Here is a 24324-nt window from a genome sequence, read left to right on the forward strand (position 1 = left end):
GTGCCACCCGTGCCACCCGTGCCACCCGTGCCACCCGTGCCACCCGTGCCACCCGTGCCACCCGTGCCACCCGTGCCACCCGTGCCAGGGCACGGTCCGACGCCGTAGCACCGCCCCGGGCTCGACTAGGGTGGGCGCGGACCCGAGGTCTCGCATGACCTCGTCACCGGCCTGGCACTGGGCCGCGGTCCCTCGGTCGGCAGCTGGACCGGCCCCCTCCACCCCCGCCCTCCCTGGAGACCCCGTGCCCGCGACCCCAGCCCCCGCACGCCCCCGCACGTCCGCCCCGGCAGGGCGCTCGCCGCGCTCCCGCGCCCGCCTGGCGCCCCTGCTCGTCCTGCTGCTCGCCGCGTGCGCCGGCCCCGTCGAGGCAGCGGACGGTGGCACCGAGGGCCCGACGCCGACGCCCACCGCGACGGCCGGCGGCGGAGCCGTCGGAGCGACGCAGTACCCCGTCACGATCGACAACTGCGGCTTCCCCGTGACGTTCGACGCAGCTCCCGAGCGCGTCGTGACCATCAAGTCGAGCGCGACGGAGACCCTGCTCGCACTCGGGCTCGAGGACCGCCTCGTCGGGACGGCGTTCGCCGACGGGCCCCTGCCGCAGGAGTACGCGTCGGCGGCCGACCTGCCCGTCCTCTCGGAGAAGGTGCCCGCCGCCGAGGTGGTCCTCGAGGCCGAGCCGGATCTCGTGTACGCCGGGTGGGAGTCGAACCTGACCGCCGAGGGCGCGGGCGACCGCGCGACCCTTGACGGCCTCGGCGTCGGCACGTACGTGGCGCCGTCGGCCTGCAAGGACCCGGCCTACCAGCCCGACCGCCTGACCTTCGACACCGTCTTCGACGAGATCACCCAGATCGCGACGGTGCTCGACGCGCAGCGCGCCGCCGCCGACCTCGTCGCCGAGCAGCGCGCCGCGCTCGACGCCGTGACCCCCGACGAGCGAGGGCTCACGGCCCTGTGGTACTCGTCCGGCGACGACGTCCCCTACGTCGGTGCCGGGATCGGGGCGCCGCAGATGATCCTCGACGCGATCGGCCTGACCAACATCGCCGCCGGCGTGCAGGACACGTGGGCGTCCTTCAGCTGGGAGCAGGTCGCGCAGGACGACCCGGACGTGATCGTCCTCGTCGACGCGACCTGGAACAGCGCCGAGCAGAAGAAGGAGCGGCTCGCCGCGAGCCCGGCGACAGCGAACCTGACCGCGGTGCTCGAGGAGCGCTACCTCGTGGTGCCGTTCGCGGCGACCGAGGCGGGCGTGCGCAACGTCCCGGCCGCGGTGGACCTGTCCGAGCAGCTCGCGGCGCTCGACCTCCGTTGACGACGGCCCGCGCTCCCCTGCCCGCACCGGCGGGTGCGGCGGGTCGGCGCACCTCGGCGCGGCTCGCACCGGCCTGGGTCGCGCTGGCGTTCGCGGTGCTGCTCGCCTCGGCCACGTTCTCGGTCACCGTCGGGCCCGCGGGGATCGCACCCGGTGACGTGTGGCGCTCGGTGGGGTCCCACCTCGGTGCGCTCCTGTCGGGCACGCAGGCACAGGCGCCGCTGGGCCCGCTGCTGGACGGCATCGTGTGGGACCTGCGCCTGCCGCGGGTCCTGACGGCCGCCGCCGTGGGCGCGGGTCTCGCGGTTGCCGGCGCCGTGATGCAGAGCCTGACCCGCAACCCGCTGGCCGACCCGTACCTGCTGGGGCTGTCCTCTGGTGCCTCGCTCGGCGCGGTCGCGGTCCTCGTCCTGGGCGTGGGCGTGCTGCTTCCCGTGGCGGCGTTCGCGGGAGCGGTGCTGGCCCTCGCGGCGGCGCTCGGCCTCGCGGGCTCGCTGGGGACGATCACGCCCGCCCGCACCGTGCTCGCGGGCCTCGCCGTCGCGCAGCTCGCGTCCGCCGGGACCTCGTTCGTCATCTTCTGGTCCTCGACGGGTGACTCCTACCGCGAGATCCTCGCGTGGCTCATGGGCTCCCTCGCCGGGGCCGGGTGGGACGCGGTCGCGATCTCCGGCGGGGCCGTCCTCGTGCTGGGCACGCTGCTCACCGTGAGCGGCCGCACCCTCGACGCGTTCGCGTTCGGCGACACGGCGGCGTCCGCGCTCGGCATCGACGTGAGCCGGACCCGGTGGACGCTGCTCACCGTGGTCGCGCTGCTCACCGGTGCGCTCGTCGCGGTCAGCGGGTCGATCGGGTTCGTCGGCCTGATCCTGCCGCACGCGGTGCGGCTCCTCGTCGGTGCAGGGCACCGCCGGCTGCTGCCTATGTCCGCGCTCGTCGGCGCGACGTTCCTCATCTGGGCGGACACCGCGGCGCGCTCGCTCTTCGAGCCCCGCGAGCTCCCGGTCGGCATCGTGACGGCGTTCCTCGGCGCCCCGGTGTTCGCGCTCCTGCTGTGGCGCCGCAGGTCCGGAAGCCGGGACCTCGCATGAGGGGGATCCGGTGAGCCTGGAGCTGGACCACCTCGCCTGGTCGGTGGGCGGGCGCGTGATCCTCGGCGGGGTCGACTGCACACCCCCGCGTGACGCCCTGACCGGCCTGCTCGGGCCCAACGGTGCCGGCAAGTCGACCCTGCTGCGGCTCGTCGCCGGCGTCCTGGTGCCCGAGGCCGGGCGTGCGCTGCTCGACGACGTGGACCTGGTGCGGCTCTCCCGGCGCGACCGGGCCAGGCGCGTCGCGCTCGTCGAGCAGGAGTCCGTCGCCGAGGTGAGCCTGACCGTCCGCGAGGCGGTGCTGCTGGGGCGCACGCCGCACGGCTCCCGCTGGGGCGGCGTCACCCCGCGCGACGAGGAGATCGCGGACGCGGCACTGGCCGAGGCTGGCGTCGCGCCGTTCGCCGACCGCGTCCTGGCGACGCTGTCCGGCGGCGAGCGCCAGCGCGTCCACCTCGCACGCGCCCTGGCCCAGGAGCCCGAGCTCCTGCTGCTCGACGAGCCGACCAACCACCTCGACGTGCACGCCCAGCTCGACACCCTGGGCGTGGTCCGCCGGCTCACCGCGCGCGGCGTGACGGTCCTCGCGGCGCTGCACGACCTGAACCTCGCGGCCGCCGCCTGCGACCACGTCGTCCTGCTCGAGGAGGGCCGGGTCGTCGCGACGGGCTCGGTCGAGGAGGTGCTGCGTCCCGAGGTGATCGAACCCGTGTACCGCGTGCGCTGCCACGTGCTGGAGCACCCCGAGACGGGCCGGCCGGTGCTCACGTTCGCCCCGGCCACCTACTGACCGGCCACCCGCTCGCGCCAGCGCTCTCGAAGCCCGCCGCGCGGCCTGGCACGATGACGGCATGGCACCCACGCTCTGGCTCACCGGCGACCCGGAGGCCGACGCACTGCTCGAGGCCGACCCGTTCGCGCTGCTGCTGGGCATGCTCCTGGACCAGCAGGTGGCGATGGAGACCGCGTTCGTGGGTCCCCACAAGATCGCCCAGCGCATGGGGGGCCGGCTCGACCCGGCGCTCGTCGCCGACGCCGATCCGGAGGAGTTCGCCGCCCTGTGCGCGACGCCGCCCGCCGTGCACCGCTACCCCGGCTCGATGGCGGGCCGCATCCAGGCGGTCGCACGGGTCGTCGTCGACGACTACGCCGGTGACGTCGCACGCCTGTGGTCGGACGGGGACCCGGACGCGCGTGAGGTGCTCCGCAGGCTCAAGGCCCTGCCCGGGTTCGGCGACCAGAAGGCTCGGATCTTCCTCGCGCTGCTCGGCAAGCAGCGCGGGGTGACCCCCGACGGGTGGCGCGAGGTGGCGGGCGCCTACGGGGACGAGGGCGCGCGACGATCCATCGCGGACGTGACCGACGAGGCGAGTCTGCACCAGGTGCGTGAGACGAAGAAGGCGGCGAAGGCGGCCGCCAAGGCGATGCGCTGACGGGCCCGGCCGGGCGCGCTCACCCGCCGGGTGCGGCCGGACCCTCCCCGAGTGCGTCTGCGCGACCGCGCGCGTAGGCCTCGGCGCTGCCCTCGCGGAACATGTCCTCGGACGCGGGCCTGACGAGGGCGCGCGCGCCGGGCCCGTCGTCGTCAGGGGCCAGGACGTACCGGCCGAGGCCGCGCACCACGGCGACGGGCCGGCCCGCGGTCTTGCCGGTGACGAGCTCGGCGGTCGAGGCGATCTCGTCGGCGACCGCGGTGACGGTCACGTCCAGCCGGCGCCCGTGCGCGTCGGTCGAGCCCCGCAGGTCCTCGAGCACCCGCAGCCCCGCGGCGCCGATCGCGATGTCCGTCAGGCCCTGGCGCCAGGCACGCCCGGCCGTGTCGGTGACGACGACCCCGAGGCGGACGCCGAGGCGCGCGACGAGCGCCGCCCGGAGCTCACGCGCCGACGCGTCCGGGTCCCGGGGCAGCAGCAGGACGGTCCCCAGCGGCGTGTTGCTCGCGTCGACACCCGCCGCGGCCATGACGAGGCCGAGCCGGTTCTCGACGATGCGCAGCGTCCCGGCGGCATGCGTGCGCGTGGCGACGACCCGCACGGTCTCGTCCGTGATCGCCTGCTCACGGTCGTCCGCACGGACGATGCGCCCCTCGGCCTTGGACACGACCTTGCTCGTCACGACGACGACGTCGCCGTCGGCAAGGCCCTCCCCGACGAGCGCGTCGCCCACGAGGCGCGCCAGGTCGTCTCCCGGCCGGACCTCGCCGATGCCGTCCGGGGCCCACGCCTCGAGGCGCTCGCCGCCCCGCGTCACCGCGACAGGTGCGGCAGGACGTCCCGGCCGAAGACCTCGATCCACTCGCGCTGGTTGCGGCCGACGTTGTGCAGGTAGATGCGGTCAAAGCCGAGGTCGACGTACTTCTGCAGCTCGGCGCGGTGCACGTCCGGGTCGGCGGAGACGACCATGCGGCCGGCGAAGTCCTCGGGGCGCACGAGCTTGGCCATCTGCTCGAAGTCGTGCGGGGAGCGGATGTCGCCCTTGGGGAACTTCATGCCGCCGTTGGGCCACTGGTCGAGCGCGTTGGCCATCGCCTGCTCGTCTGTCTCCGCCCAGGACAGGTGCACCTGGAGGAGGCGGGGCATCGTGGAGGGGTCCTTGCCTGCGTCGCGCGCACCCTCGTCGAACTTGCCGAAGAGCCCCGCGATCTTCTCGAGCGGTGCCCCCACGGTGATGAGGCCGTCCGCGTGCCGGCCGGCGCGCTTGGCCGTGACCGGGCCAGCGGTCGCGACCAGGATCTCGGGCGCCACCTCCGGCATGGTCCACAGGCGCGTGGACTCCATCTTGTAGAACGGCCCGGAGTGCTTGACGTCCTTGCCTGCGGCCGAGGCCGTGAAGAGCTTGGTGATGATGTCGATCGCCTCGAACATGCGGTTGATCCGCTCGGGCGCCTCGGGCCAGTACGTGCCCAGGACGTGCTCGTTGAGCGCCTCCCCCGAGCCGAGGCCGAGCCAGTGCCGCCCGGGGTACATCGCCGCGAGGGTCGCCGACGCCTGGGCGACCATCGCGGGGTGCCAGCGGAACGTCGGTGCGGTCACACCTGGTCCCAGGTCGCCGCGCGTGCGCTCGCCCAGGGCGGTCAGGACGTTCCACACGAACGAGGCCTCGCCCTGCGCCGGGACCCACGGCTGGAAGTGGTCGGCGGCCATGACGCCCGAGAACCCGTGCTGCTCGGCGAGCACCGCGAGGTCCAGCACCTCACCCGGAGGGAACTGCTCCAGCGCCGCCGCGTACCCGACCGTCAGACCTGCCACACCCGCCACCTCGCACCCGTCGTCCTACGGCGGCACGTCGCGTCCGCCGGCCTCCGACACTACCGACCCCGTGTGACGCCCACGTGTCGGGGCCGCCGCCCCCGCGGCACGTCCCGTGGGACGTACCGGCGGGTGCGACGGCCCCCCGTTCGCCCGGGCGCCCTCCGCGCCCGGGAGCCCTCACTCGTAGGAGACGGCCTCCAGCACCGGCAGGCGCGCGGCGCGCACGGCCGGCCAGACGGCGGCGAGCATCCCGACGACGACCGCGAGCGCGAGCATCCACCCGAGGCTCGCCCACGGGATGACGAGCGCGGTGAGGCCCTCGTCCGCGTACACCGCCGGCAGGGCCGACGCCAGGCCGACGCCCACGAGGACACCCGTGACGGTCCCGAACACCGCCGTGAGCACGGACTCGATCGTGACGGTCCCCGCGAGCTGGAGCCGGCCGAGCCCCACGGCACGCAGGAGCCCGATCTCCCGCGTCCGCTCGATGACGGACAGCGCGAGCGTGTTGACGATGCCGAGCACCGCGATGACGATCGACAGCCCGAGCAGCGCGTAGAGGATGGTCAGGACCTGGTCGACCTGGTCGGCGAGCGTCGAGGCGAACGCCTCCTGGTCCATGACGGACAGGATCACGTACGGCTTGACGGTCTCGGTGAGGTCGGCCTGCAGGTCCGCGACCGCGACGCCGTCGGCCGCCTCGATGATCACCGTGTCGACCGTGCTCGCGGTGGCCGGGACCACGCGCTCGTACACGTCCATCGGCAGGATCACGGGCGAGCCGAGCGCGCGCGTGTCGATGATCGCCCCGATCGGCACCGTCACGGACGCGCCGTCCAGCGAGACGGTGAGCTCGTCACCCACCTGCCAGTCGCGGTTCTCGGCGTCGGCGCGCTTGACTGCCGCCTCCCCCGAGTCGAGCGACGCGAGGTCGCCGTCGACGACCGTGACGTTGAGCGCCCGGTCGAACGCGACCGTCTCGACGCCGATCACGTAGTCCGACGCCGGCTCCTCGCCCTCGGCGGCGATGCGCACGGAGGCGAACGCGATGGCGTCGGCCGAACCCACGCCGTCGACGTCGGCCATCGTGTCGATCGCCTCCTGCGGGATCGCGTACGTCGCCGACTGGACGATGAGGTCGCCCGTGAACTCGTCCTCCACGATCGTTGCCGTCGAGGCCTGCGTCGACGCCGCCAGGACCGACGCCGCGCCCACGAGTGCCATGCCGATCATCAGTGCACCCGCCGTGCTCGCGGTGCGACGCGGGTTCCGCGTCACGTTGCCCCTGGCCAGCGTGCCGATGGGCTTGAGCCCGGCGACGAAGGGCGCCGCCATGATCCTCAGCGTCGTCCGGGCGATGACCGGCGCGATCGCCAGCATGCCGATGACGACGGCACCCGCACCGACACCCAGCATCACGCCGGCGTTGTCCGCCACCCAGGTGATGGAGTCGGGCGCGAGCGCAGTGAACGCCACGGTGGCGCCGCCCAGGACGAGCAGGAGCAGTCCGACGACGGCGCGCGTGCGCAGGGAGTGCTCGACGTCCGCGACGTCGTCCCGCATGGCCTCGACGGGGGGCACGAGGGCCGCGCGCCGCGCCGGGAGGGCCGCAGCCACGACGGAGACGACCGTGCCGATGAGCACCGAGACCACGACGGTGAACCCGTCGAGCGGGATGCTGCCCGTCAGGTCCATGCCCATCTGCTCGAACACCACGCGCAGCAGCGACACGAGCCCGAGCCCGCCCGCGACACCCGCGAGGGAGCCGAGCACGCCGACGACGGCCGCCTGGATGAGCACCGAGGCGAACACCTGCGTGGGCGACGCCCCGACGGCCCGCAGGAGCGCGAGCTCACGCATGCGCTGACGCACCGACATCGTGAACGTGTTCGCGATGATGAACGCGCCGACGAACAGCGAGATCGCGGCGAACACCAGGAGGAACGTCTCGACGAACCCGAGGGCCTCCTCGATCGAGGCGCTCGCCTCCTCACGCATGAGGTCGCCCGTGAGGACCTCGGCGTCGTCGGCGGCCGCGACGGACTCGATCGCGTCCACGAGCTCGGCCTGGTCGACCCCGTCCTCGGCGTAGACGGCGATCGTCGCCGTCTTGCCGTCCGGGGCGAACACCTCGAGCGCGGTCTGCTCGTCGAACGTCGTGATGGTCGCGCCGGCGAGCGGACCGCTGCCGGAGATCTCGCCGACGACCTCGACCGGCACGAGCGCCCCACCGACGATGACCGTGGTGCTGTCGCCGATCGCGAGGCCCGCGGACTCCATGGTCACGGTCTCGAGCGCGACCTCGCCCGCGGTGGCGGGTGCGCGCCCGTCGGACAGGACCATCGTCGGGTCGTCCGGGTCGTAGGCCATCCCGAAGCTGGGCGCCTGCGTGTTGATGACGGCTGTGCCGTCCGCACCGACGAGCACGACCTGCCCGGCGATGTCCGGCACCACGGTGGCGACGCCGTCGACGGCCTCGAGCTCCTCGACGAGGGTCAGCGGGATCCGCTCGCGCGCCCCGCCCACGTCACCACCCTCGGCGACGGACGGGCCTTCGGCGCCGTCCTCGAGGGCGCCGCGCGCGTACGCGTCACCGAGCATCGTGGTCTCCACGATGCTGTTGAACGTCGAGGACAGCATGGTCCGCAAGGAGAAGGTGCCCGCGACGAAGGCCACCCCGAGGGCGACGGCGAGCACGGAGAGGAGGAACCGGACCAGGTGGGCCCGGATCCCCCGGAGGGCGACGCGTCCCATCAGGCGCGCACCTGCGCAGCGTGCTGGCCGGCCGGGCGGCCCGCGGGCGAGTACGCGCGCAGGGCCTCGAGGACCGTCTCGGGCGTGGGCGCCTCGAGCTCGCCGACGAGGCGCCCGTCCGCAAGGAACAGCACCCGGTGCGCGTAGGACGCGGCCGTCGGGTCGTGCGTGACCATGACGACGGACTGCGCCAGGTCGTCCACCGAGCGGCGCAGGAACCCGAGGACCTCGCCCGACGAGCGCGAGTCGAGGTTGCCGGTCGGCTCGTCCGCGAACACCACGGCCGGGCGCGAGACGAGCGCACGCGCACATGCGACGCGCTGCTGCTGGCCGCCCGAGAGCTCGTTGGGCCGGTGGTCGAGCCGGTCGCGCAGGCCCACGGCGTCGACCACCAGGTCGAACCACTCGCGGTCCACCGACGCGCGGGCGATGTCGAGCGGGAGGGTGATGTTCTCCTCGGCGGTGAGCGTCGGGATGAGGTTGAACGCCTGGAAGACGAAGCCCAGGCGCGTGCGGCGCAGCTTCGTCAGCGCGCGCTGGTTCATCCGTCCGACGTCCTCACCGCCCACGAGGACGGTGCCCGAGGTGGGCGTGTCGAGGCCGGCCATGCAGTGCATGAGGGTCGACTTGCCGGACCCGGAGGGGCCCATGATCGCGGTGAGCTCGCCGCGGGCGAAGTCGACGTCGACACCGTCCAGGGCGCGCACAGCTGTCTCGCCCTTCCCGTAGACCTTCACGAGGCCCCGGGCCGAGGCGATGTGCCCCGCTCCGGTGAGGTCTGCTGCCAGTGCACGCATCGGTCGTTCGCTCCTGTCGTCATGTGGTTACAGCAGAGGATCTCGGACGGCGGGCGGCCCAGGGATCGGGGACACCCCTCACCGACCCCTGAGATCGTGGGACGACCACCCTGAGCGCCGGGACCCCGGACCCTGGTCCCAGGTCAGGGCCATGATCAGACGACGTCACGACCGCGTCGCGCGTCCAGGACCAGCATGGACCCGCGTGCCGCCTGCCACGAGGTGCGGATGCGCCCACGCCCGCGCAGCCCTGCTGCTGTCCACGACGTCGAAAGGCAGCGGCAGTTCAGCCGTCGGTGAGCGCCGGGCCGCCCATGGGGTTGAGCAGAGCGGGGGTACCGGACCAGGTGATCGCTGCGGCGGCACCGTCGAGGCAGCCCAGGTCGACGTCGCCCGAACCGGGCCGCACAGGTCCCGGGTCGGCGTCGCTGTGATGGAGCGCCACCGCCGTGACGCGCACGGTCCAGCCGACGTCGGTTCCGGTCTGCGCCTCGACCCGCGCCGTCACGCTGCTTCCGTCGTCGAGCGTGCTCACGAGGTCGACCATCGCCGCGTCGGGTCCGCAACGGACGAACGCCGGCCGCCAGCCTGTGTCGACGGCCGCCCGGACCTCGTCGGCAGCGAGCCGCCACGCGGGGCCCGGTACGTCACCGACGCGCTCGACGGACGGTCGCTCCCACACTCCGGCGGCGGGCTCCGACCTGCTCCACTGTGATGCGGGCGCACGCAGGTCCCAGTCCCCGTCCGCCCCGAGCCATTCGACCGCAGCCACCTCCGCTTGGCGACGCTCGTCCACGGCATCCCAGTCAGACGTCGCGCCGGCGCTGCACCCGGACAGGGTCGCGGCGCTCAGGGCCATGGCAATGACGATGGTCCGGCTCCTGCGGACGCTGTTCACGATCACCAGCCGGTCAGATCGGTCGGGTCGCCGAGCGTCGAGGGCCCGGAACCGTCCTTGCTCAGGCACGCCGCCTCTTCGGCTTCCACCTCGCGTGGTGGGTCGGGCGTCGGCACGGCGTGGTTGGGGACCGTCGCGACGACCTCGACCTGGTCGGCAGCCCCGATGACCGCCTGCGCAAGGGAACCGTCACCGAGCTCACGGACCACGACTGCCACGAGCGTCGAGTCGGGGTGATGGTCGACCGTTCGGTCGGCCGGGCTCTCCACGCCCGGGCAACGCACGTACGACGGCCACCACCCCGCCGCCGCGGCCGCCTCGAGCTCCAGCGTGACGGCCTGCGCCGCCGTGCCGGCAAGCGGCCGCACGACGTGTGCCGTACCAGGCTCATACTGCCCGTTCGTGCCGTAGGCGTACCGGGTGGTCTCGACGAACGTGGGTGCCAGCCACGGGTCGGCGCGCAGCACATCGGCGCGCTCGAGGTCGACACGGGTTGGTTCGCCCTCTGCCGAGCCACCGGTGCATCCTGTGAGCAGGACGGACCCGGCAGCTGCGACGACGACGACGGCGAGAGCTGCCCGGCAGGTCATGGCGTGACCACCGCCCACGGGCGATCCCAGCCACCGAGATCCACGTCGCCGCGAACGATGTCGTGCTCCGAGACGGTGACCGTCAACCCGCTGCCGGGCTCGTAGACCTGGAGCGCGTCGTCGCCGGTCGAGGTCGTCCGCGACGTCCCGCGCTCCGCGTGCGAGGCGCGCCAACCCGCCCTCGACCACGTGCACCTGGTTCATGAGCCCCCCCTGCCCGTACCCCCTGAGGGGCGTCCTGGGCGTGAGGCTAGCGGTCGGGCCGCGACGGCGGAGACGGACGGGCCCCCGAGCCGCGACCCGCGGGTGAGGGCCCTGACGTCTGGAACAATCTCCGCCATGACCACCGCACCCGGCACGCAGCCCAGCACCGCACCGTCGACCGGCTCCGCCCCGTCGACGTCGGCCGTACCGGGCGCCGCGCGGGTACCGGACAAGGTCAGCCTCGACGGCCTCGAGGAGCGCTGGGACGGTGCGTGGGCGGAGCAGGGCACCTACGCGTTCGACCGCACCGCGACGCGTGACCAGGTGTTCTCGATCGACACCCCGCCCCCGACCGTCTCCGGCTCGCTCCACGTGGGCCACGTGTTCTCCTACACGCACACGGACGTCGTCGCGCGCTTCTGGCGCATGCGCGGCCGCGAGGTGTTCTACCCGATGGGCTGGGACGACAACGGCCTGCCCACGGAGCGCCGCGTGCAGAACTACTACGGCGTGCGCTGCGACCCGTCCCTCCCCTACGTCCCCGCCTTCACGCCTCCCCACGAGGGCGGCGAGGGCAAGAGCGTCAAGGCCGCGGACCAGGTGCCGATCTCGCGCCGCAACTTCGTCGAGCTGTGCGAGCGGCTCACGGTCGAGGACGAGCGTCAGTTCGAGGCGCTGTGGCGCCGCCTGGGGCTGTCGGTCGACTGGTCGCACAACTACCAGACCATCGGCGAGCCGGCCCGCGCCGTTGCGCAGAAGGCGTTCCTGCGCAACCTCGCGCGCGGCGAGGCCTACCAGGCCGAGGCCCCCGGGCTGTGGGACGTGACGTTCCAGACGGCGGTCGCGCAGGCCGAGCTCGAGGCGCGTGACTACCCGGGCCACTTCCACCGCGTCGCGTTCCACAGCACCGCGGACGGCACGCCGATCCACATCGAGACGACGCGCCCCGAGCTCATCCCGGCGGTCGTGGCGCTCATCGCGCACCCCGACGACGAGCGGTACCAGCACCTGTTCGGCACCACGGTGCGCTCGCCGCTCTTCGGCGTGGAGGTGCCCGTCCTCGCGCACCCGGCCGCCGAGCCGGACAAGGGCGCCGGCATCGCGATGTGCTGCACGTTCGGCGACCTCACGGACGTGCAGTGGTGGCGTGAGCTCCAGCTCCCCACCCGCTCCGTGATCCAGCGCGACGGCCGCCTCGCACGCGAGACGCCGGAGTGGATCGAGACCGCGACGGGCCGGGGCTACTACGCCGAGCTCGCCGGCAAGACGACGTTCTCCGCACGTCAGGCCGTCGTCGACGCGCTGCGCGACACCGGGGACCTCGACGGCGAGCCGACGGCCACGCAGCGCATGGCGAACTTCTTCGAGAAGGGCGACAAGCCGCTCGAGATCGTCACGTCGCGCCAGTGGTACATCCGCAACGGTGGCCGTGCCGAGGGCCGGGGCGAGGGCCTGCGCGAGGAGCTGCTCGCTCGTGGCCAGGAGCTCGAGTTCCACCCCGACTTCATGCGCGTGCGCTACGAGAACTGGGTCGGTGGCCTCAACGGCGACTGGCTCATCTCGCGTCAGCGGTTCTTCGGCGTCTCGATCCCCCTGTGGTACCCCGTGGACGCCGACGGCGCGGTCGACCACGAGCACCCGATCGTCCCGGACGAGGCGCTCCTGCCCGTCGACCCGAGCAGCGACGTGCCCGCCGGCTACACCGCCGAGCAGCGCGGGGTGCCCGGCGGGTTCGTCGGCGAGGCGGACGTCATGGACACGTGGGCCACGTCGTCGCTGACCCCGCAGATCGCCGGTGGGTGGGAGACGGACCCGGACCTGTTCGAGCGCGTGTTCCCGATGGACGTGCGGCCCCAGGGCCAGGACATCATCCGCACGTGGCTGTTCTCGACGGTCGTGCGCTCGCACCTCGAGCACGGCTCGCTGCCCTGGAAGCACGCCGCGATCTCGGGCTGGATCCTCGACCCCGACCGCAAGAAGATGTCGAAGTCCAAGGGCAACGTCGTGACGCCCATGGGCCTGCTCGAGGAGCACGGCTCCGACGCGGTCCGGTACTGGGCCGCCTCCGCCCGGCTCGGCACCGACGCGGCCTTCGAGGTCGGCCAGATGAAGATCGGCCGACGGCTCGCGATCAAGGTGCTCAACGCGAGCAAGTTCGCGCTGACGTTCGGTGGCGACGGCGAGCTCGACGCGCCGATCGACCCCGCCACGGTCACCGTGGCCCTCGACCGCGCGATGCTCGCGGGCCTGGCCGACGTGGTCGACAAGGCCACCGCGGCGCTCGAGGCCTACGACCACACGCGTGCACTTGAGCTGACCGAGACGTTCTTCTGGACGTTCTGCGACGACTACCTGGAGCTCGTCAAGGACCGCGCCTACGGCTCGGGCGACGAGACCCCGTCGGCCCAGACGCAGTCGGCGCGGACGGCCCTGCGCCTGGCCCTGGACACGCTCCTGCGCCTGCTCGCGCCGGTGCTGCCGTTCGCCACGGAGGAGGTGTGGTCGTGGTGGCGCACGGGCTCGGTGCACCGCGCGCCGTGGCCCGCCTCGGCGCCGCTGGTCGAGGCGGCGGGCGCCTCAGGCGACCCGATCGAGCCGGTCGACCCGGCCATGCTCGGCGCGGCGGGCCGTGCGCTCGCCGCGCTCCGCAAGGTCAAGTCGGAGGCGAAGGTCTCGATGCGCACGGTCATCACGCGTGCCGAGCTCGTGGTGCCCGCGGGGCAGCTCGCGCTCGTCGAGGCCGCGCTGGACGACGTGCGTGCGGCGGGTCGGGCGGCGACGCTGACGCTCGTCGGGGCGGACGACGCCGAAGTGGCTCAGGCCCGCGGCGCCGAGCTGGAGCCCCCGCAGCAGGTCTGAGGACCGACCCCAGCACGTCCCGCGGCGAGGACGTGATCTTCCACACCCGAACGTGGTGCATACCTATCGTCCGTTGCGTATATTCTTGCAGCACGGACGAACGTCGAGAGGACCCCTCATGCCTACCCTGACCCCACGCCGCGCGCTCGCCCTGGCTGCCACGGCGGGTGTCGTCCTCGCCGTGGGCGCGTGCAGCTCCACCGCGTCCGAGGAGACGGCGTCCGGCGACGCCGTGCAGCTCATCGACGAGGGCACGCTCACGCTGTGCACCAACCCGCCGTACGAGCCCTTCGAGTACGAGGAGGACGGCGAGATCGTCGGCCTCGACATCGCGATCGTCGGCGAGGTCGCCGCGGACCTGGACGCCGAGCTCGCGACGCTCGTGACGCCCTTCGAGGGCATCCAGTCCGGCCAGGACCTCGAGTCCGGGAACTGCGACATCGTCGCCTCCGGCATCACGATCACCGACGAGCGCGAGGAGAAGATGGACTTCTCCGACCCGTACTTCGACGCGGACCAGGGTCTCCTCGTCCCCGCCGGCTCGGGCCTCGACTCCGCCGAGGCGCTCGAGGGCCTCAAGGTCGGGGTGCAGGCCGCCACCACCGGTGAGACGTGGGCGACCGACGAGGGTCTGTCCACGGTCCAGTTCGAGGACCTCGGCCTCCAGGTCGAGGCGCTCCGCTCGGGCCAGATCGACGCCGCGATCAACGACATCGCGGTGCTCGGCCCGTTCGTCGACGACTCGCTCGAGATCGGCACGACCTTCACCACGGGCGAGCAGTACGGCCTCGGTGTGAAGACGGGCAACACGGCGCTCCTCGACGCCGTGAACGCCACGCTCGAGCGCATCCGCGAGGACGGCACGTACGACGACCTCTACACGCAGTACATCGGCACGGCGCCGACCGAGGACTGATGTCGACGACCGACGCCCGGTCCGCGCTCGGCGCGGGCCGGGCCCGGCTGAGCCCGCGCCGTCGGCAGGAGATCTCACGCCGCGTCCAGTACGGGCTGCTCGCCGCCGTCCTCGTGCTCCTCGTCGCGACCACCGACTGGGGTCGCATGGGCACGACCTTCGCGAACCCCGACGCGATCAGCGCGATCGCACCGGACCTGCCCCGCGCCGCGCTCAACACCGTCCTCTACACGCTCGCTGCGTTCGCCGTCGGCCTGAGCCTCGGCCTCCTGCTCGCGCTCATGAAGCTCTCGACCGTGCGGGTCTACCGGATCATCGCGACCGCCTACGTCGAGTTCTTCCGGGGGATTCCCGCCCTTCTCGTGGTCTTCGCCTTCGGGTACGCGATCCCCGCGGCGTTCCAGGTGCGGTTCGACTCCGTGATCCTGCAGATCGGGCTCGCCCTGGGCGTCGTCTCGGCCGCGTACATCGCCGAGACGCTGCGCGCCGGCATCCAGGCGGTGCCCCGCGGGCAGGTCGAGGCCGCGCGCTCGCTGGGCATGTCCGCGCGCTCGACGACGCTGCGGGTCGTCATCCCGCAGGCGTTCAAGATCGTGCTCCCACCGCTGACGAACGAGATCGTGCTCCTCACCAAGGACACGTCGCTGGTGTTCGCCCTCGGGCTGCTCACGACCGACTACGAGCTCACCAAGCTCGGCCGCAACGCGCTGAGCGAGGCGAGCGGCGGGATGACGTCGATCCTCGTCGTCGGGCTCGTGTACCTGCTCATCACCATCCCGCTCAGCTCCCTGACCCGGTGGCTCGAGCGCACGACCGGCTACAAGGGACACGTATGAGCGCCGCCAGCACGCCGGGCACCAGCACGCCCACGCCAGGTACGTCCGAGCCCGGCACGTCCCAGCCGGGTGCGGTCGTCGAGATCGTCGGGCTGCACAAGTCCTTCGGCGAGCGCGAGGTGCTCAAGGGCATCGACCTCGGGGTCGCGCAGGGCGAGGTCGTCTGTGTCATCGGGCCCTCGGGCTCGGGCAAGTCGACCCTCCTGCGCTGCGTGAACCTCCTCGAGCAGCCCACCGCGGGCACCATCCGCGTCCTCGGCACCGACGTGACGGACCCGGACGTCGACATCGACGCGGTCCGCACGCACGTCGGCATGGTGTTCCAGCAGTTCAACCTGTTCCCGCACCTGTCCGTGCTCGACAACTGCACGCTCGCGCAGCGCACCGTGCTGGGCCGCTCGCGCGAGGAGGCCGAGGCCATCGCGCGCAAGAACCTCGACCACGTCGGCCTCGCCGATCGCGCCGCCTCCTCCCCCGGCCAGCTCTCGGGCGGTCAGCAGCAGCGCGTCGCGATCGCGCGGGCGCTGAGCATGGACCCCGCGCTCATGCTCTTCGACGAGCCGACGTCGGCCCTCGACCCGGAGCTCGTCGGCGACGTCCTCGCGGTCATGCGGGACCTGGCCGACGACGGCATGACCATGCTCGTCGTGACCCACGAGATGGCGTTCGCCCGCGAGGTCGCCGACCGCGTGATCTTCATGGACGACGGCGTCGTCGTCGAGCAGGGCGCGCCCGACCAGGTCGTCGGCGCACCGCAGCACGAGCGCACCCGGTCCTTCCTGGCCCGGGTCCTGGACCCGACGCACCGCCACACCGCCTGAGAGCCGCGGGGCCCGGCACGTCCGGGCCCTGCGGCCCCTGCGCGCCCGGAGCCGCGCGCTATCGTCGGCCGGTCGGCCCCGCCCGCGGTCGGCTCCCCCACCAGGAGTAACCGTGCAGGAAGCCACCTCCCCCAGCCTGATCAGCGTCGACCCCGCGATGTCCATCCCCGGCCTGCTCGCCGCGCGCCTCGAGAGCGCACCCGACGGGACGCTCATCGAGCGCAAGACCGGGCTCGGCGGCACCTGGACGCCGGTGAGCACGCGCAGCTTCGCCGACCAGGTCACCGCCGTCGCCCGCGGGCTCGTCGCGCGCGGCATCGAGCCCGGCGATCGCGTGGCCATCATGAGCCGCACGCGCTACGAGTGGACGCTGCTCGACTTCGCGGCCTGGGCCGCGGGCGCCGTGCCGGTACCCGTCTACGAGACGTCGTCCGCGGAGCAGATCCGCTGGATCCTGTCCGACGCCGGGGTGCGCCTCGCGCTCGTGGAGACCGTCGCGCACGCCGCCGCCACGGAGTCCGTGCGGTCCTCGCTCGACGCCCTCGGTGACGTGCTCGTCATCGACGACGGTGCCATCGAGACGCTCGTGCGCGACGGCGCCGCGATCGACGACGCGGAGGTCGAGCGCCGCAGCACCTCGGCCGGGATGGCCGACCTGGCCACGATCATCTACACGTCAGGGACGACCGGGAGCCCGAAGGGCGTCGAGCTCACGCACGGCAACTTCGTGACCCTCGCGCTCGAGGGCATCGCCGGGCTCGCTGACGTGGTCGCGAAGCCGACGTCGCGCACCCTGCTCTTCATGCCGCTCGCGCACGTCTTCGCGCGGTACATCCAGGTCATGTGCATCCCGTCCGGGGGCGTCCTGGGTCACACACCCGACACCAAGAACCTGCTCGCGGACCTCGGCTCGTTCAGGCCGACGTACATCCTGTCGGTGCCGCGCGTGTTCGAGAAGGTCTACAACTCGTCCGAGCAGAAGGCCGGCGGCGGCGCCAAGCTCAAGCTGTTCAGGTGGGCCGCGAAGACCTCGATCGTGTACTCGCGTGCGCTCGAGACGCCGCAGGGACCGTCCGCGGCGCTCAAGGCCCAGCACGCCCTCGCGGACCGCCTCGTGCTGCACAAGCTCCGCGCCGCGCTCGGCGGCGCGACCGAGTACGCCATCTCGGGCGGCGCACCCCTCGGTGAGCGGCTCGGGCACTTCTTCCGCGGTGTCGGGCTGCACGTCCTCGAGGGCTACGGGCTGACGGAGACGACCGCGCCCACGGCCGTCAACATGCCCGCGCGCTCGAAGATCGGCACCGTCGGTCCCCCGTTCCCCGGCACGTCCGTCCGCATCGCCACCGACGGCGAGATCGAGATCTCCGGCCCGCACGTCTTCCGGGGCTACCACGGCAACCCCGCGGCGACCGCGGAGGCCCTCGTCGACGGCTGGTTCCGCACGGGCGACCTCGGCGTGCTCGACGACGACGGCTACCTGACGATCACCGGCCGCAAGAAGGAGATCATCGTCACGGCCGGCGGCAAGAACGTGGTGCCCGCGCTCCTCGAGGACCGGCTGCGCGGCCACCCGCTCGTCAGCCAGGTCGTCGTCGTCGGCGACGGTCGGCCCTTCGTCGGGGCCCTCGTGACGCTCGACGCAGAGATGCTGCCCGGCTGGCTGGCCACCCACAACCTGCCGCCCATGGACGCGGCTGCCGCGTCGAAGAGCCACGCGGTGCTGGCCGCGCTCGACCGTGCCGCGGAGCGCACCAACGAGGCCGTCTCCCGCGCGGAGTCGATCCGCAAGCTCCGGGTGCTCGACCTCGACTTCACGGAGGCGAACGGCTACCTGACGCCGTCCCTCAAGGTCAAGCGTGGTGCGGTCATCCGGGACTTCGCCGACGAGATCGAGGCGCTCTACACGCGCTGAGCACGACGTCGCGGGGCACCCGGCACCAGGCCGGGTGCCCCGCGACGTCCGCTGCTGCTCAGTGGTGCCGGCGGTGCGTGTCGGCCGTGTAGGCCGGCGCGGTCTCGTGGGGCGTCGCAGCGTCGGACCAGCGCAGGAGCGCCCCGATCCCGTCCATGAGGTCGACGCTGCCCTCCTCGCCGTACGTCAGGCCCGCGTCCTGCCCGATGGCCGCCCGGAGCACCGCCACATCGGCCCGGAGCTCTCGCACGTCAGCAGCCGGCACGCCGAGGTCCGTCACGTCCTCACGCCGCATGCCGAGGTGCAGGGGGTCGGGCCCCACCCACAGCGTGCGCTCGCTCAGGCGCGCGACACTCGCTCCCGCCGCGTCGCGGACGATGACCACCTCGTCGACCTGCCCCTTCCGGAGCACCTCCACGAGGTCCGCGAGGGACGTGACACCGCCGTCGCCGCGCCCCAGGGCCTCCCGCAGCCGCGCGACGACCGCCTCCCGTCGGCGCGCCCGGAACGCCTCGAGGACGTCGTGCAGGTTCTGCGCGAACGCGTCCTCCTTGACACCGTCCGCGCGCGAGCCACCGGGGACCTCGACGAGGATCTCGCTCGCCTGCTGGCCCAGGTCCTCCCGCAGGAGCGCGACGGCGCGCACGTCGCCCGTGACGAGCAGCAGCTCCGGGCGGTGCTCGGCGACCAGCTTGTCCACCTCGGCCGCGACGGCGTCGGCGTTGCGCTCCCACGAGTCCTGCACGCGCATCTGGAAGCGCCGGTGCGCCCACCCTCCGCCGCCGAACTTGTGGACGACGTCGTGACCGCCCTCGACGTGGTCCACGACCGTCGTCGCGTCGTCGGCCTCGGGGCCCGACCAGACGAGGTCCGCGCCGAGCCGGTTGATCTCGACGAGCAGGTACCTGACGGAGTCGTCGGCAGCCATGGCGGCCGGGGCGAGCGACGGCACGCCGTCGTGGAACGCCTCGTCACGGATCGGCGGCTGCGGCAGCACCCGGTCGAAGAGGATGCGGTCCCCCGAGGCGACGAGGTAGCGGCCGTGGGGCCCCGGCACGTGCGTGGGGCGCAGCACCGCCTCCTGCAGAGCGTCCAGCGTCTGCGGTGGGCTGCCCAGATGCTCGAGCGTCCGTCGCATCCCGTTCCACCTGCTGCGGACCTCGCGGTCGCCGCCGGCCTCGTCCCCGCGGGTGGCGTCGAGGCACACCGTGGTGAGCGGCCCGTCGTGGTGGATCAGGGGCTTCAGGGAGTCGAGCTTCATCGAGCACCTCGCGATCGGATCGTCCAGGCCGGCGTCGTCGCCGGCTCGTCGTTCCCTTCACACCGTTCCTCAGAACGGCTCGCGGCGCCAGCCCGGCGCGGCCTTTTCGGCCGCCGGATCAGGCCGACTTCTCGCGCGGTGTCCGCTTGCTCGACGGCGCCGGCTCACGCGGCACGATCGTCGGGTTGACGTTCTCGAGGACCGTGCCGCGCGTGACCACCACGCGGGCGATGTCGTCGCGGCTCGGCACGTCGAACATGACCTGCTGAAGCACCTCTTCGAGGATCGCGCGCAGGCCTCGCGCGCCCGTCCCGCGCAGCAGCGCCTGGTCCGCGATGGCCTCCACGGCGTCCGGCGTGAACTCGAGCTCGACCCCGTCGATCTCGAACATCCGCTGGTACTGCTTGACGAGGGCGTTGCGCGGCTCCGTGAGGATCCGGACGAGTGCCTGCTGGTCGAGCGGCGAGACGGTCGTGATGACCGGCACGCGGCCGATGAACTCGGGGATGAGGCCGAACTTCAGCAGGTCCTCGGGCATGACGTCGCCGAAGACGTCCGTGTCGTCGGCCGAGTGCAGCGGTGCGCCGAACCCGATGCCCCTGCGCCCCGCGCGTGACGTGATGATCTCGTCGAGCCCGGCGAACGCGCCCGCGACGATGAACAGCACGTTGGTCGTGTCGATCTGGATGAACTCCTGGTGCGGGTGCTTGCGTCCGCCCTGCGGGGGCACCGACGCCGTCGTGCCCTCGAGGATCTTCAGGAGCGCCTGCTGGACGCCCTCGCCGGAGACGTCGCGCGTGATCGACGGGTTCTCGCTCTTGCGGGCGATCTTGTCGACCTCGTCGATGTAGATGATGCCCGTCTCGGCCTTCTTGACGTCGTAGTCCGCGGCCTGGATGAGCTTGAGCAGGATGTTCTCGACGTCCTCGCCGACGTACCCGGCCTCCGTCAGCGCGGTCGCGTCCGCGATCGCGAACGGCACGTTGAGCATCTTCGCGAGGGTCTGCGCGAGGTACGTCTTGCCGCAGCCCGTGGGCCCGATGAGCAGGATGTTCGACTTCGCGAGCTCGACCTGCTCGGCCTCCGGTCCGGAGCGTGCGAGCTCACCGGCCTGGATGCGCTTGTAGTGGTTGTAGACGGCGACGGCGAGCGACCGCTTGGCGGGCTCCTGGCCGATGATGTACTGCTCGAGGAAGTCGAAGATCTCGCGGGGCTTGGGGAGCTCGACCATGCCGACCTCGGTCGCCTCGGCGAGCTCCTCCTCGATGATCTCGTTGCAGAGGTCGATGCACTCGTCGCAGATGTAGACGCCAGGGCCGGCGATCAGCTTCTTGACCTGCTTCTGGCTCTTGCCGCAGAAGGAGCACTTGAGCAGGTCGGCGCCATCCCCGATGCGTGCCACTGCGATCTCCTCCCTGCCGGGCGCCTCGTGGCACCCATGACCTCAGACAACCATTGCACACCACGCCGGGCCCCCTGTCAGCCTGCGGGCCCGGCGGCGTGTCCCACCCTCCCGATCGACCGTCCGAGCGGGAACCTGAGCGTCTAGGACGTCGGGACGACGGCGGCCTTGCGGCTCGCCAGCACCTGGTCGACGAGCCCGTAGTCGAGCGCCTGCTGCGCCGAGAGGATCTTGTCCCGCTCGATGTCGAGCCGGACCTGCTCGACGTCACGCCCGGTGTGGTGCGCGATCGTCGCCTCGAGCCACTCCCGCATGCGGATCAGCTCGTTCGCGTGGATCTCGATGTCGGAGGCCTGCGCGTAGCCACCGCCCTCCATCGCGGGCTGGTGGATGAGCACGCGCGCGTTCGGCAGCGCGAGGCGCTTGCCCTGCGTGCCCGCCGCCAGCAGGACGGCCGCGGCCGAGGCCGCCTGGCCCAGGCAGACCGTCTGGATCTGCGGCTTGATGTACTGCATCGTGTCGTAGATCGCCGTCATGGCCGTGAACGAGCCGCCGGGCGAGTTGATGTACAGGATGATGTCGCGGTCCGGGTCCTGGCTCTCGAGGACCAGGAGCTGGGCCATGATGTCGTCCGCCGACGCGTCGTCGACCTGCACGCCGAGGAAGATGATGCGGTCCTCGAACAGCTTGGTGTACGGGTCCTGGCGCTTGAAGCCGTAGGCGGTGCGCTCCTCGAACTGGGGCAGCACGTACCGCGACGACGGCGTGCTCCCCGCGGTGCCGCCGAAGCCGCCGGCGAGTGCCGCGGCGCGGGAGATGAACTGGTGCTCGGTGCTCACGGATGCTCCTCGATGTGTGGTGGGCGTGGCTGGGGGCCGGCTCAGGAGCCGGTCGTCCCGCCGCCGCCGCTGACCGACCCGGAGTGGGTCACGACGTGGTCGACGAACCCGTACTCCAGGGCCTCCTCGGCCGTGAACCACCGGTCACGGTCGGCGTCGATGTTGATCTGCTCGACGGACTTGCCCGTCTGCTCGGCGGTCAGCTCGGCCAGCACCTTCTTCATGTGCAGGATGAGCTCGGCGTTGATGCGCACGTCCGTCGCGGTGCCCCCGATGCCGCCCGAGGGCTGGTGCATGAGGACCCGGGCGTGGGGCGTGATGTAGCGCTTGCCCTTGGCGCCCGAGGACAGCAGGAACTGGCCCATCGAGGCAGCCATGCCCATGGCGACGGTGGCGACGTCCGGCTGGATGTACTGCATGGTGTCGTAGATCGCCATGCCCGCGGTGATCGAGCCGCCGGGCGAGTTGATGTAGAGGAAGATGTCCTTGTCCGGGTCCTCCGCGGCGAGGAGCATCAGCTGCCCGCAGATGGCGTTCGCGTTGTCGTCGCGCACCTCGGAGCCCAGCCAGATGATCCGCTCACGGAGCAGCCGGTTGTAGATGTGGTCGTTCAGACCCAGGTTGGGTCCCTCGCCCCGCGCGTCACGCGGCTGCAGCTGGCTCATCTCGTTCACGGCTCTCCTCGTCCTTCGTGCCCTGACCCGCGTGGTGGATGCGGGTCCTCACGTCGTGCACGGTGTGCAGTGACCCTAACGCGCGGGGGTGCGCCGCCACGTCCCGCACCGGGCCCTTTTCGCTGACGGCGCACGGCCGGGGCCCGGGGCGCCTGCTCGCGCTCGACGCGGCGCCCGGCGACGCCGAGGGCCCCGTGCCGCGTGCGGCAGGGGCCCTCGGGATCGTGCGGTCGTCAGGTCGAGCGGGTCGTGCCGGCGCTCCCGGGCAGCGGGCCCGACGCGCCCGCGGGGGTCAGACCTCGGGCTTGGCGTCCTCGTCGGCCGCGTCCTCGACGGCGACCTCGTCGGCGGCGTCCGCCTCGGCCAGCGTCTCCTCGACGAGGGCCTGGGCGGCAGCGACGGCGTCCTGCTCGTCCTCGTCGTCGGTCCCGATGTACTCGGACAGGTCGACGACCGCACCCGAGCCGTCCACGACGCTCACCTGGCGCAGGGCGACGGCGACGGCCTTGGAACGGCCGACCTCGGCGATCATCGCGGGGATCTGGCCCTGCTCGTCCACGGTCTTGATGAACGTGTTGGGGTCCATCCCGTACTGGCGGGACGCGCTCACGAGGTACTCGAGGAGCTCGTTCTGGGAGACGCGGACCTTGAGGCTCTCCGCGAGGGTGTCGAGCAGGATCTGGGTCGCGAGCGCCTCACGGGCCTGCGTCTGGACCTCGGCGCGGTGCTCCTCGTCCTCGAGGCGACCCTCGGACTCGAGATGACGGTGCACCTCGGCCTCCACGACACCGGTGGGCACGGGGATGTCGAGCCCGTCCTGGAGCCGCTCGAGGAGCAGGTCACGCGCCTGGACGGCCTGGTTCGACGCCTTGGCCTTGGCCGCCTGCGAGGTGAGGTCCTCACGCAGCTCGTCGATGGTGTCGAACTCGCTCGCCAGCTGGGCGAACTCGTCGTCGGCGTCGGGCAGCTCGCGGACCTTGACCGTGGTGGCCGTGACGGTCACGAGCGCGTTCTCGCCGGCGTGCTCGCCGCCCGCGAGGGCGGTCTCGAACGTCGTGGTCTCACCGGCGGAGAGGCCAGTGAGCGCCTCGTCGAGGCCCTCGAGCATGTTGCCCGAGCCGATCTGGTAGGAGATGCCGTTGACCGCGTCGACCTCGTCGTCACCGACGGCCGCACGCAGGTCGAGCACCACGTAGTCGCCCTCGGCCGCGGGGCGGTCGACCCCGACGAGGGTGCCGAACCGCTCGCGCAGCGCGTCGAGGCGCGCGTCGACGTCGGCGCCCGTCACGGTGACGTCGTCGACCGTGATCGTCACGTCCGTCAGGTCGGGCAGCGTGACCTCGGGCCGGATCTCGACCTGCGCCGTGAAGCTCAGGCCGCCGTCGGGCTCGGTCAGCGCGGGGACCGCGGTGACCTCGATCTCGGGCTGGCCGAGCGGGCGGATGTCCGCCTCGGCGACGGCCTGGCGGTAGAACCCGGCCATCCCGTCGTTCACGGCGTGCTCGATGACCGCGGCACGCCCGACGCGCTGGTCGATGATGCGCGCCGGGACCTTGCCCTTGCGGAAGCCGGGCACCTGCACCTGCGAGCCGATGTGCTGGTAGGCGTGCTCGATGCTCGGCTTCAGCTCCTCGGACGTCACCTCGACGGTCAGCTTGACCGTGGTGGCGTCCAGGGTCTCGACGGCGCTCTTCACAGCAGTGGTCTCCAACGGCTCGGGTCCGCCCCCGGTGAGGTCCGGAGGTCTGTGGCTCGGGGCCGCACGGCCCCGGGGATCTGGCGCGGCCGGGCAGGCTGGAGCCCACCGGCGCGGCCCGTCGATCCTACGGCACGCACGCGTACCCGCCGGGCGGCGTGCGTCCCGCTCGCAGCAACCTGCTCCGGCACCCTGCCGCTCG

General features: G+C 72.6%; 20 protein-coding genes. 9 read left to right on the forward strand and 11 right to left on the reverse strand.

Annotated elements, in window-relative coordinates; all coding sequences use genetic code 11:
• Nucleotides 1-244 precede the first annotated feature (244 nt).
• From FZ988_RS00400 to FZ988_RS00415, 4 genes are all read left to right on the forward strand, one after another.
• Complete coding sequence (locus FZ988_RS00400; protein ID WP_246169058.1) at nt 245-1321, forward strand: putative F420-0 ABC transporter substrate-binding protein; 1077 nt, start codon at nt 245-247, stop codon at nt 1319-1321.
• Nucleotides 1318-2412 carry a putative F420-0 ABC transporter permease subunit gene (locus tag FZ988_RS00405; protein WP_149202039.1) on the forward strand — a complete coding sequence of 365 codons (1095 nt, stop codon included), beginning with the start codon at nt 1318-1320 and terminating at the stop codon, nt 2410-2412. Before FZ988_RS00400 ends, FZ988_RS00405 begins: the two co-directional genes overlap by 4 nt.
• Nucleotides 2413-2422: 10 nt before the next feature.
• Nucleotides 2423-3202 (forward strand): putative F420-0 ABC transporter ATP-binding protein, encoded by a 780-nt coding sequence (locus tag FZ988_RS00410; RefSeq protein WP_149202040.1) that lies wholly within the window; start codon nt 2423-2425, stop codon nt 3200-3202.
• Nucleotides 3203-3263: 61 nt separating this feature from the next.
• On the forward strand, nt 3264-3845 hold the full coding sequence (locus tag FZ988_RS00415; protein WP_149202041.1) for an HhH-GPD-type base excision DNA repair protein: 582 nt from the start codon (nt 3264-3266) through the stop codon (nt 3843-3845).
• 19 nt (nt 3846-3864) lie between these two features.
• Here the strand turns inward: FZ988_RS00415 and FZ988_RS00420 are convergent, their stop codons facing one another.
• From FZ988_RS00420 to FZ988_RS00445, 6 genes are all read right to left on the reverse strand, one after another.
• Nucleotides 3865-4662, reverse strand: coding sequence for a coenzyme F420-0:L-glutamate ligase (locus FZ988_RS00420; protein ID WP_149202042.1), 798 nt, complete (start codon nt 4660-4662; stop codon nt 3865-3867).
• The gene (locus FZ988_RS00425; protein ID WP_149202043.1) at nt 4659-5660 is read right to left on the reverse strand and encodes a TIGR03557 family F420-dependent LLM class oxidoreductase; all 1002 of its coding nucleotides are present in this window, start codon (nt 5658-5660) and stop codon (nt 4659-4661) included. The genes FZ988_RS00420 and FZ988_RS00425 overlap by 4 nt, the downstream gene beginning before the upstream one ends.
• 180 nt (nt 5661-5840) lie before the next feature.
• Nucleotides 5841-8417 carry an ABC transporter permease gene (locus tag FZ988_RS00430; RefSeq protein ID WP_149202044.1) on the reverse strand — a complete coding sequence of 859 codons (2577 nt, stop codon included), beginning with the start codon at nt 8415-8417 and terminating at the stop codon, nt 5841-5843.
• Nucleotides 8417-9214: an ABC transporter ATP-binding protein gene (locus tag FZ988_RS00435; protein ID WP_149202045.1), complete on the reverse strand. Its 798-nt coding sequence runs from the start codon at nt 9212-9214 to the stop codon at nt 8417-8419. The genes FZ988_RS00430 and FZ988_RS00435 overlap by 1 nt, the downstream gene beginning before the upstream one ends.
• 286 nt (nt 9215-9500) lie before the next feature.
• Nucleotides 9501-10073 (reverse strand): hypothetical protein, encoded by a 573-nt coding sequence (locus FZ988_RS00440; protein ID WP_149202046.1) that lies wholly within the window; start codon nt 10071-10073, stop codon nt 9501-9503.
• 41 nt (nt 10074-10114) lie between these two features.
• Complete coding sequence (locus FZ988_RS00445) at nt 10115-10702, reverse strand: hypothetical protein (protein ID WP_149202047.1); 588 nt, start codon at nt 10700-10702, stop codon at nt 10115-10117.
• Between the two features lie 339 nt (nt 10703-11041).
• Here FZ988_RS00445 and valS point away from each other — a divergent pair, with 339 nt between their 5' ends.
• The 5 genes from valS (at nt 11042) to FZ988_RS00470 (ending at nt 18250) form a co-directional block, all read left to right on the forward strand.
• The gene (gene valS / locus FZ988_RS00450) at nt 11042-13765 is read left to right on the forward strand and encodes a valine--tRNA ligase (RefSeq protein WP_149202048.1); all 2724 of its coding nucleotides are present in this window, start codon (nt 11042-11044) and stop codon (nt 13763-13765) included.
• 118 nt (nt 13766-13883) lie between these two features.
• Nucleotides 13884-14681 (forward strand): transporter substrate-binding domain-containing protein, encoded by a 798-nt coding sequence (locus FZ988_RS00455; protein ID WP_149202049.1) that lies wholly within the window; start codon nt 13884-13886, stop codon nt 14679-14681.
• Entirely contained in the window at nt 14681-15517 is an 837-nt protein-coding gene (locus FZ988_RS00460; RefSeq protein WP_149202050.1) for an amino acid ABC transporter permease, read from the forward strand. Before FZ988_RS00455 ends, FZ988_RS00460 begins: the two co-directional genes overlap by 1 nt.
• Complete coding sequence (locus tag FZ988_RS00465; RefSeq protein WP_149202051.1) at nt 15514-16338, forward strand: amino acid ABC transporter ATP-binding protein; 825 nt, start codon at nt 15514-15516, stop codon at nt 16336-16338. Before FZ988_RS00460 ends, FZ988_RS00465 begins: the two co-directional genes overlap by 4 nt.
• 112 nt (nt 16339-16450) lie before the next feature.
• Nucleotides 16451-18250 carry an AMP-dependent synthetase/ligase gene (locus tag FZ988_RS00470; protein ID WP_149202052.1) on the forward strand — a complete coding sequence of 600 codons (1800 nt, stop codon included), beginning with the start codon at nt 16451-16453 and terminating at the stop codon, nt 18248-18250.
• 58 nt (nt 18251-18308) lie between these two features.
• On the opposite strand, the gene FZ988_RS00475 is transcribed toward FZ988_RS00470, so the two are convergent.
• The 5 genes from FZ988_RS00475 to tig all read right to left on the reverse strand — a co-directional run bounded on the left by FZ988_RS00475 (nt 18309) and on the right by tig (nt 24122).
• Nucleotides 18309-19511 carry a baeRF2 domain-containing protein gene (locus FZ988_RS00475; RefSeq protein WP_149202053.1) on the reverse strand — a complete coding sequence of 401 codons (1203 nt, stop codon included), beginning with the start codon at nt 19509-19511 and terminating at the stop codon, nt 18309-18311.
• 118 nt (nt 19512-19629) lie between these two features.
• Nucleotides 19630-20913 carry an ATP-dependent Clp protease ATP-binding subunit ClpX gene (clpX, locus tag FZ988_RS00480; RefSeq protein ID WP_149202054.1) on the reverse strand — a complete coding sequence of 428 codons (1284 nt, stop codon included), beginning with the start codon at nt 20911-20913 and terminating at the stop codon, nt 19630-19632.
• Nucleotides 20914-21056: 143 nt separating this feature from the next.
• Nucleotides 21057-21752, reverse strand: coding sequence for an ATP-dependent Clp protease proteolytic subunit (locus tag FZ988_RS00485; RefSeq protein ID WP_149202055.1), 696 nt, complete (start codon nt 21750-21752; stop codon nt 21057-21059).
• A gap of 41 nt (nt 21753-21793) precedes the next feature.
• The gene (locus FZ988_RS00490) at nt 21794-22417 is read right to left on the reverse strand and encodes an ATP-dependent Clp protease proteolytic subunit (RefSeq protein WP_149202504.1); all 624 of its coding nucleotides are present in this window, start codon (nt 22415-22417) and stop codon (nt 21794-21796) included.
• A 301-nt stretch (nt 22418-22718) separates the two neighbouring features.
• Nucleotides 22719-24122 carry a trigger factor gene (gene tig / locus FZ988_RS00495; protein ID WP_188078916.1) on the reverse strand — a complete coding sequence of 468 codons (1404 nt, stop codon included), beginning with the start codon at nt 24120-24122 and terminating at the stop codon, nt 22719-22721.
• Between the last annotated feature and the right edge of the window lie 202 nt (nt 24123-24324).

This window comes from Actinotalea subterranea (genome assembly GCF_008364845.1).
Classification (GTDB): Bacteria; Actinomycetota; Actinomycetes; order Actinomycetales; family Cellulomonadaceae; genus Actinotalea; species Actinotalea subterranea.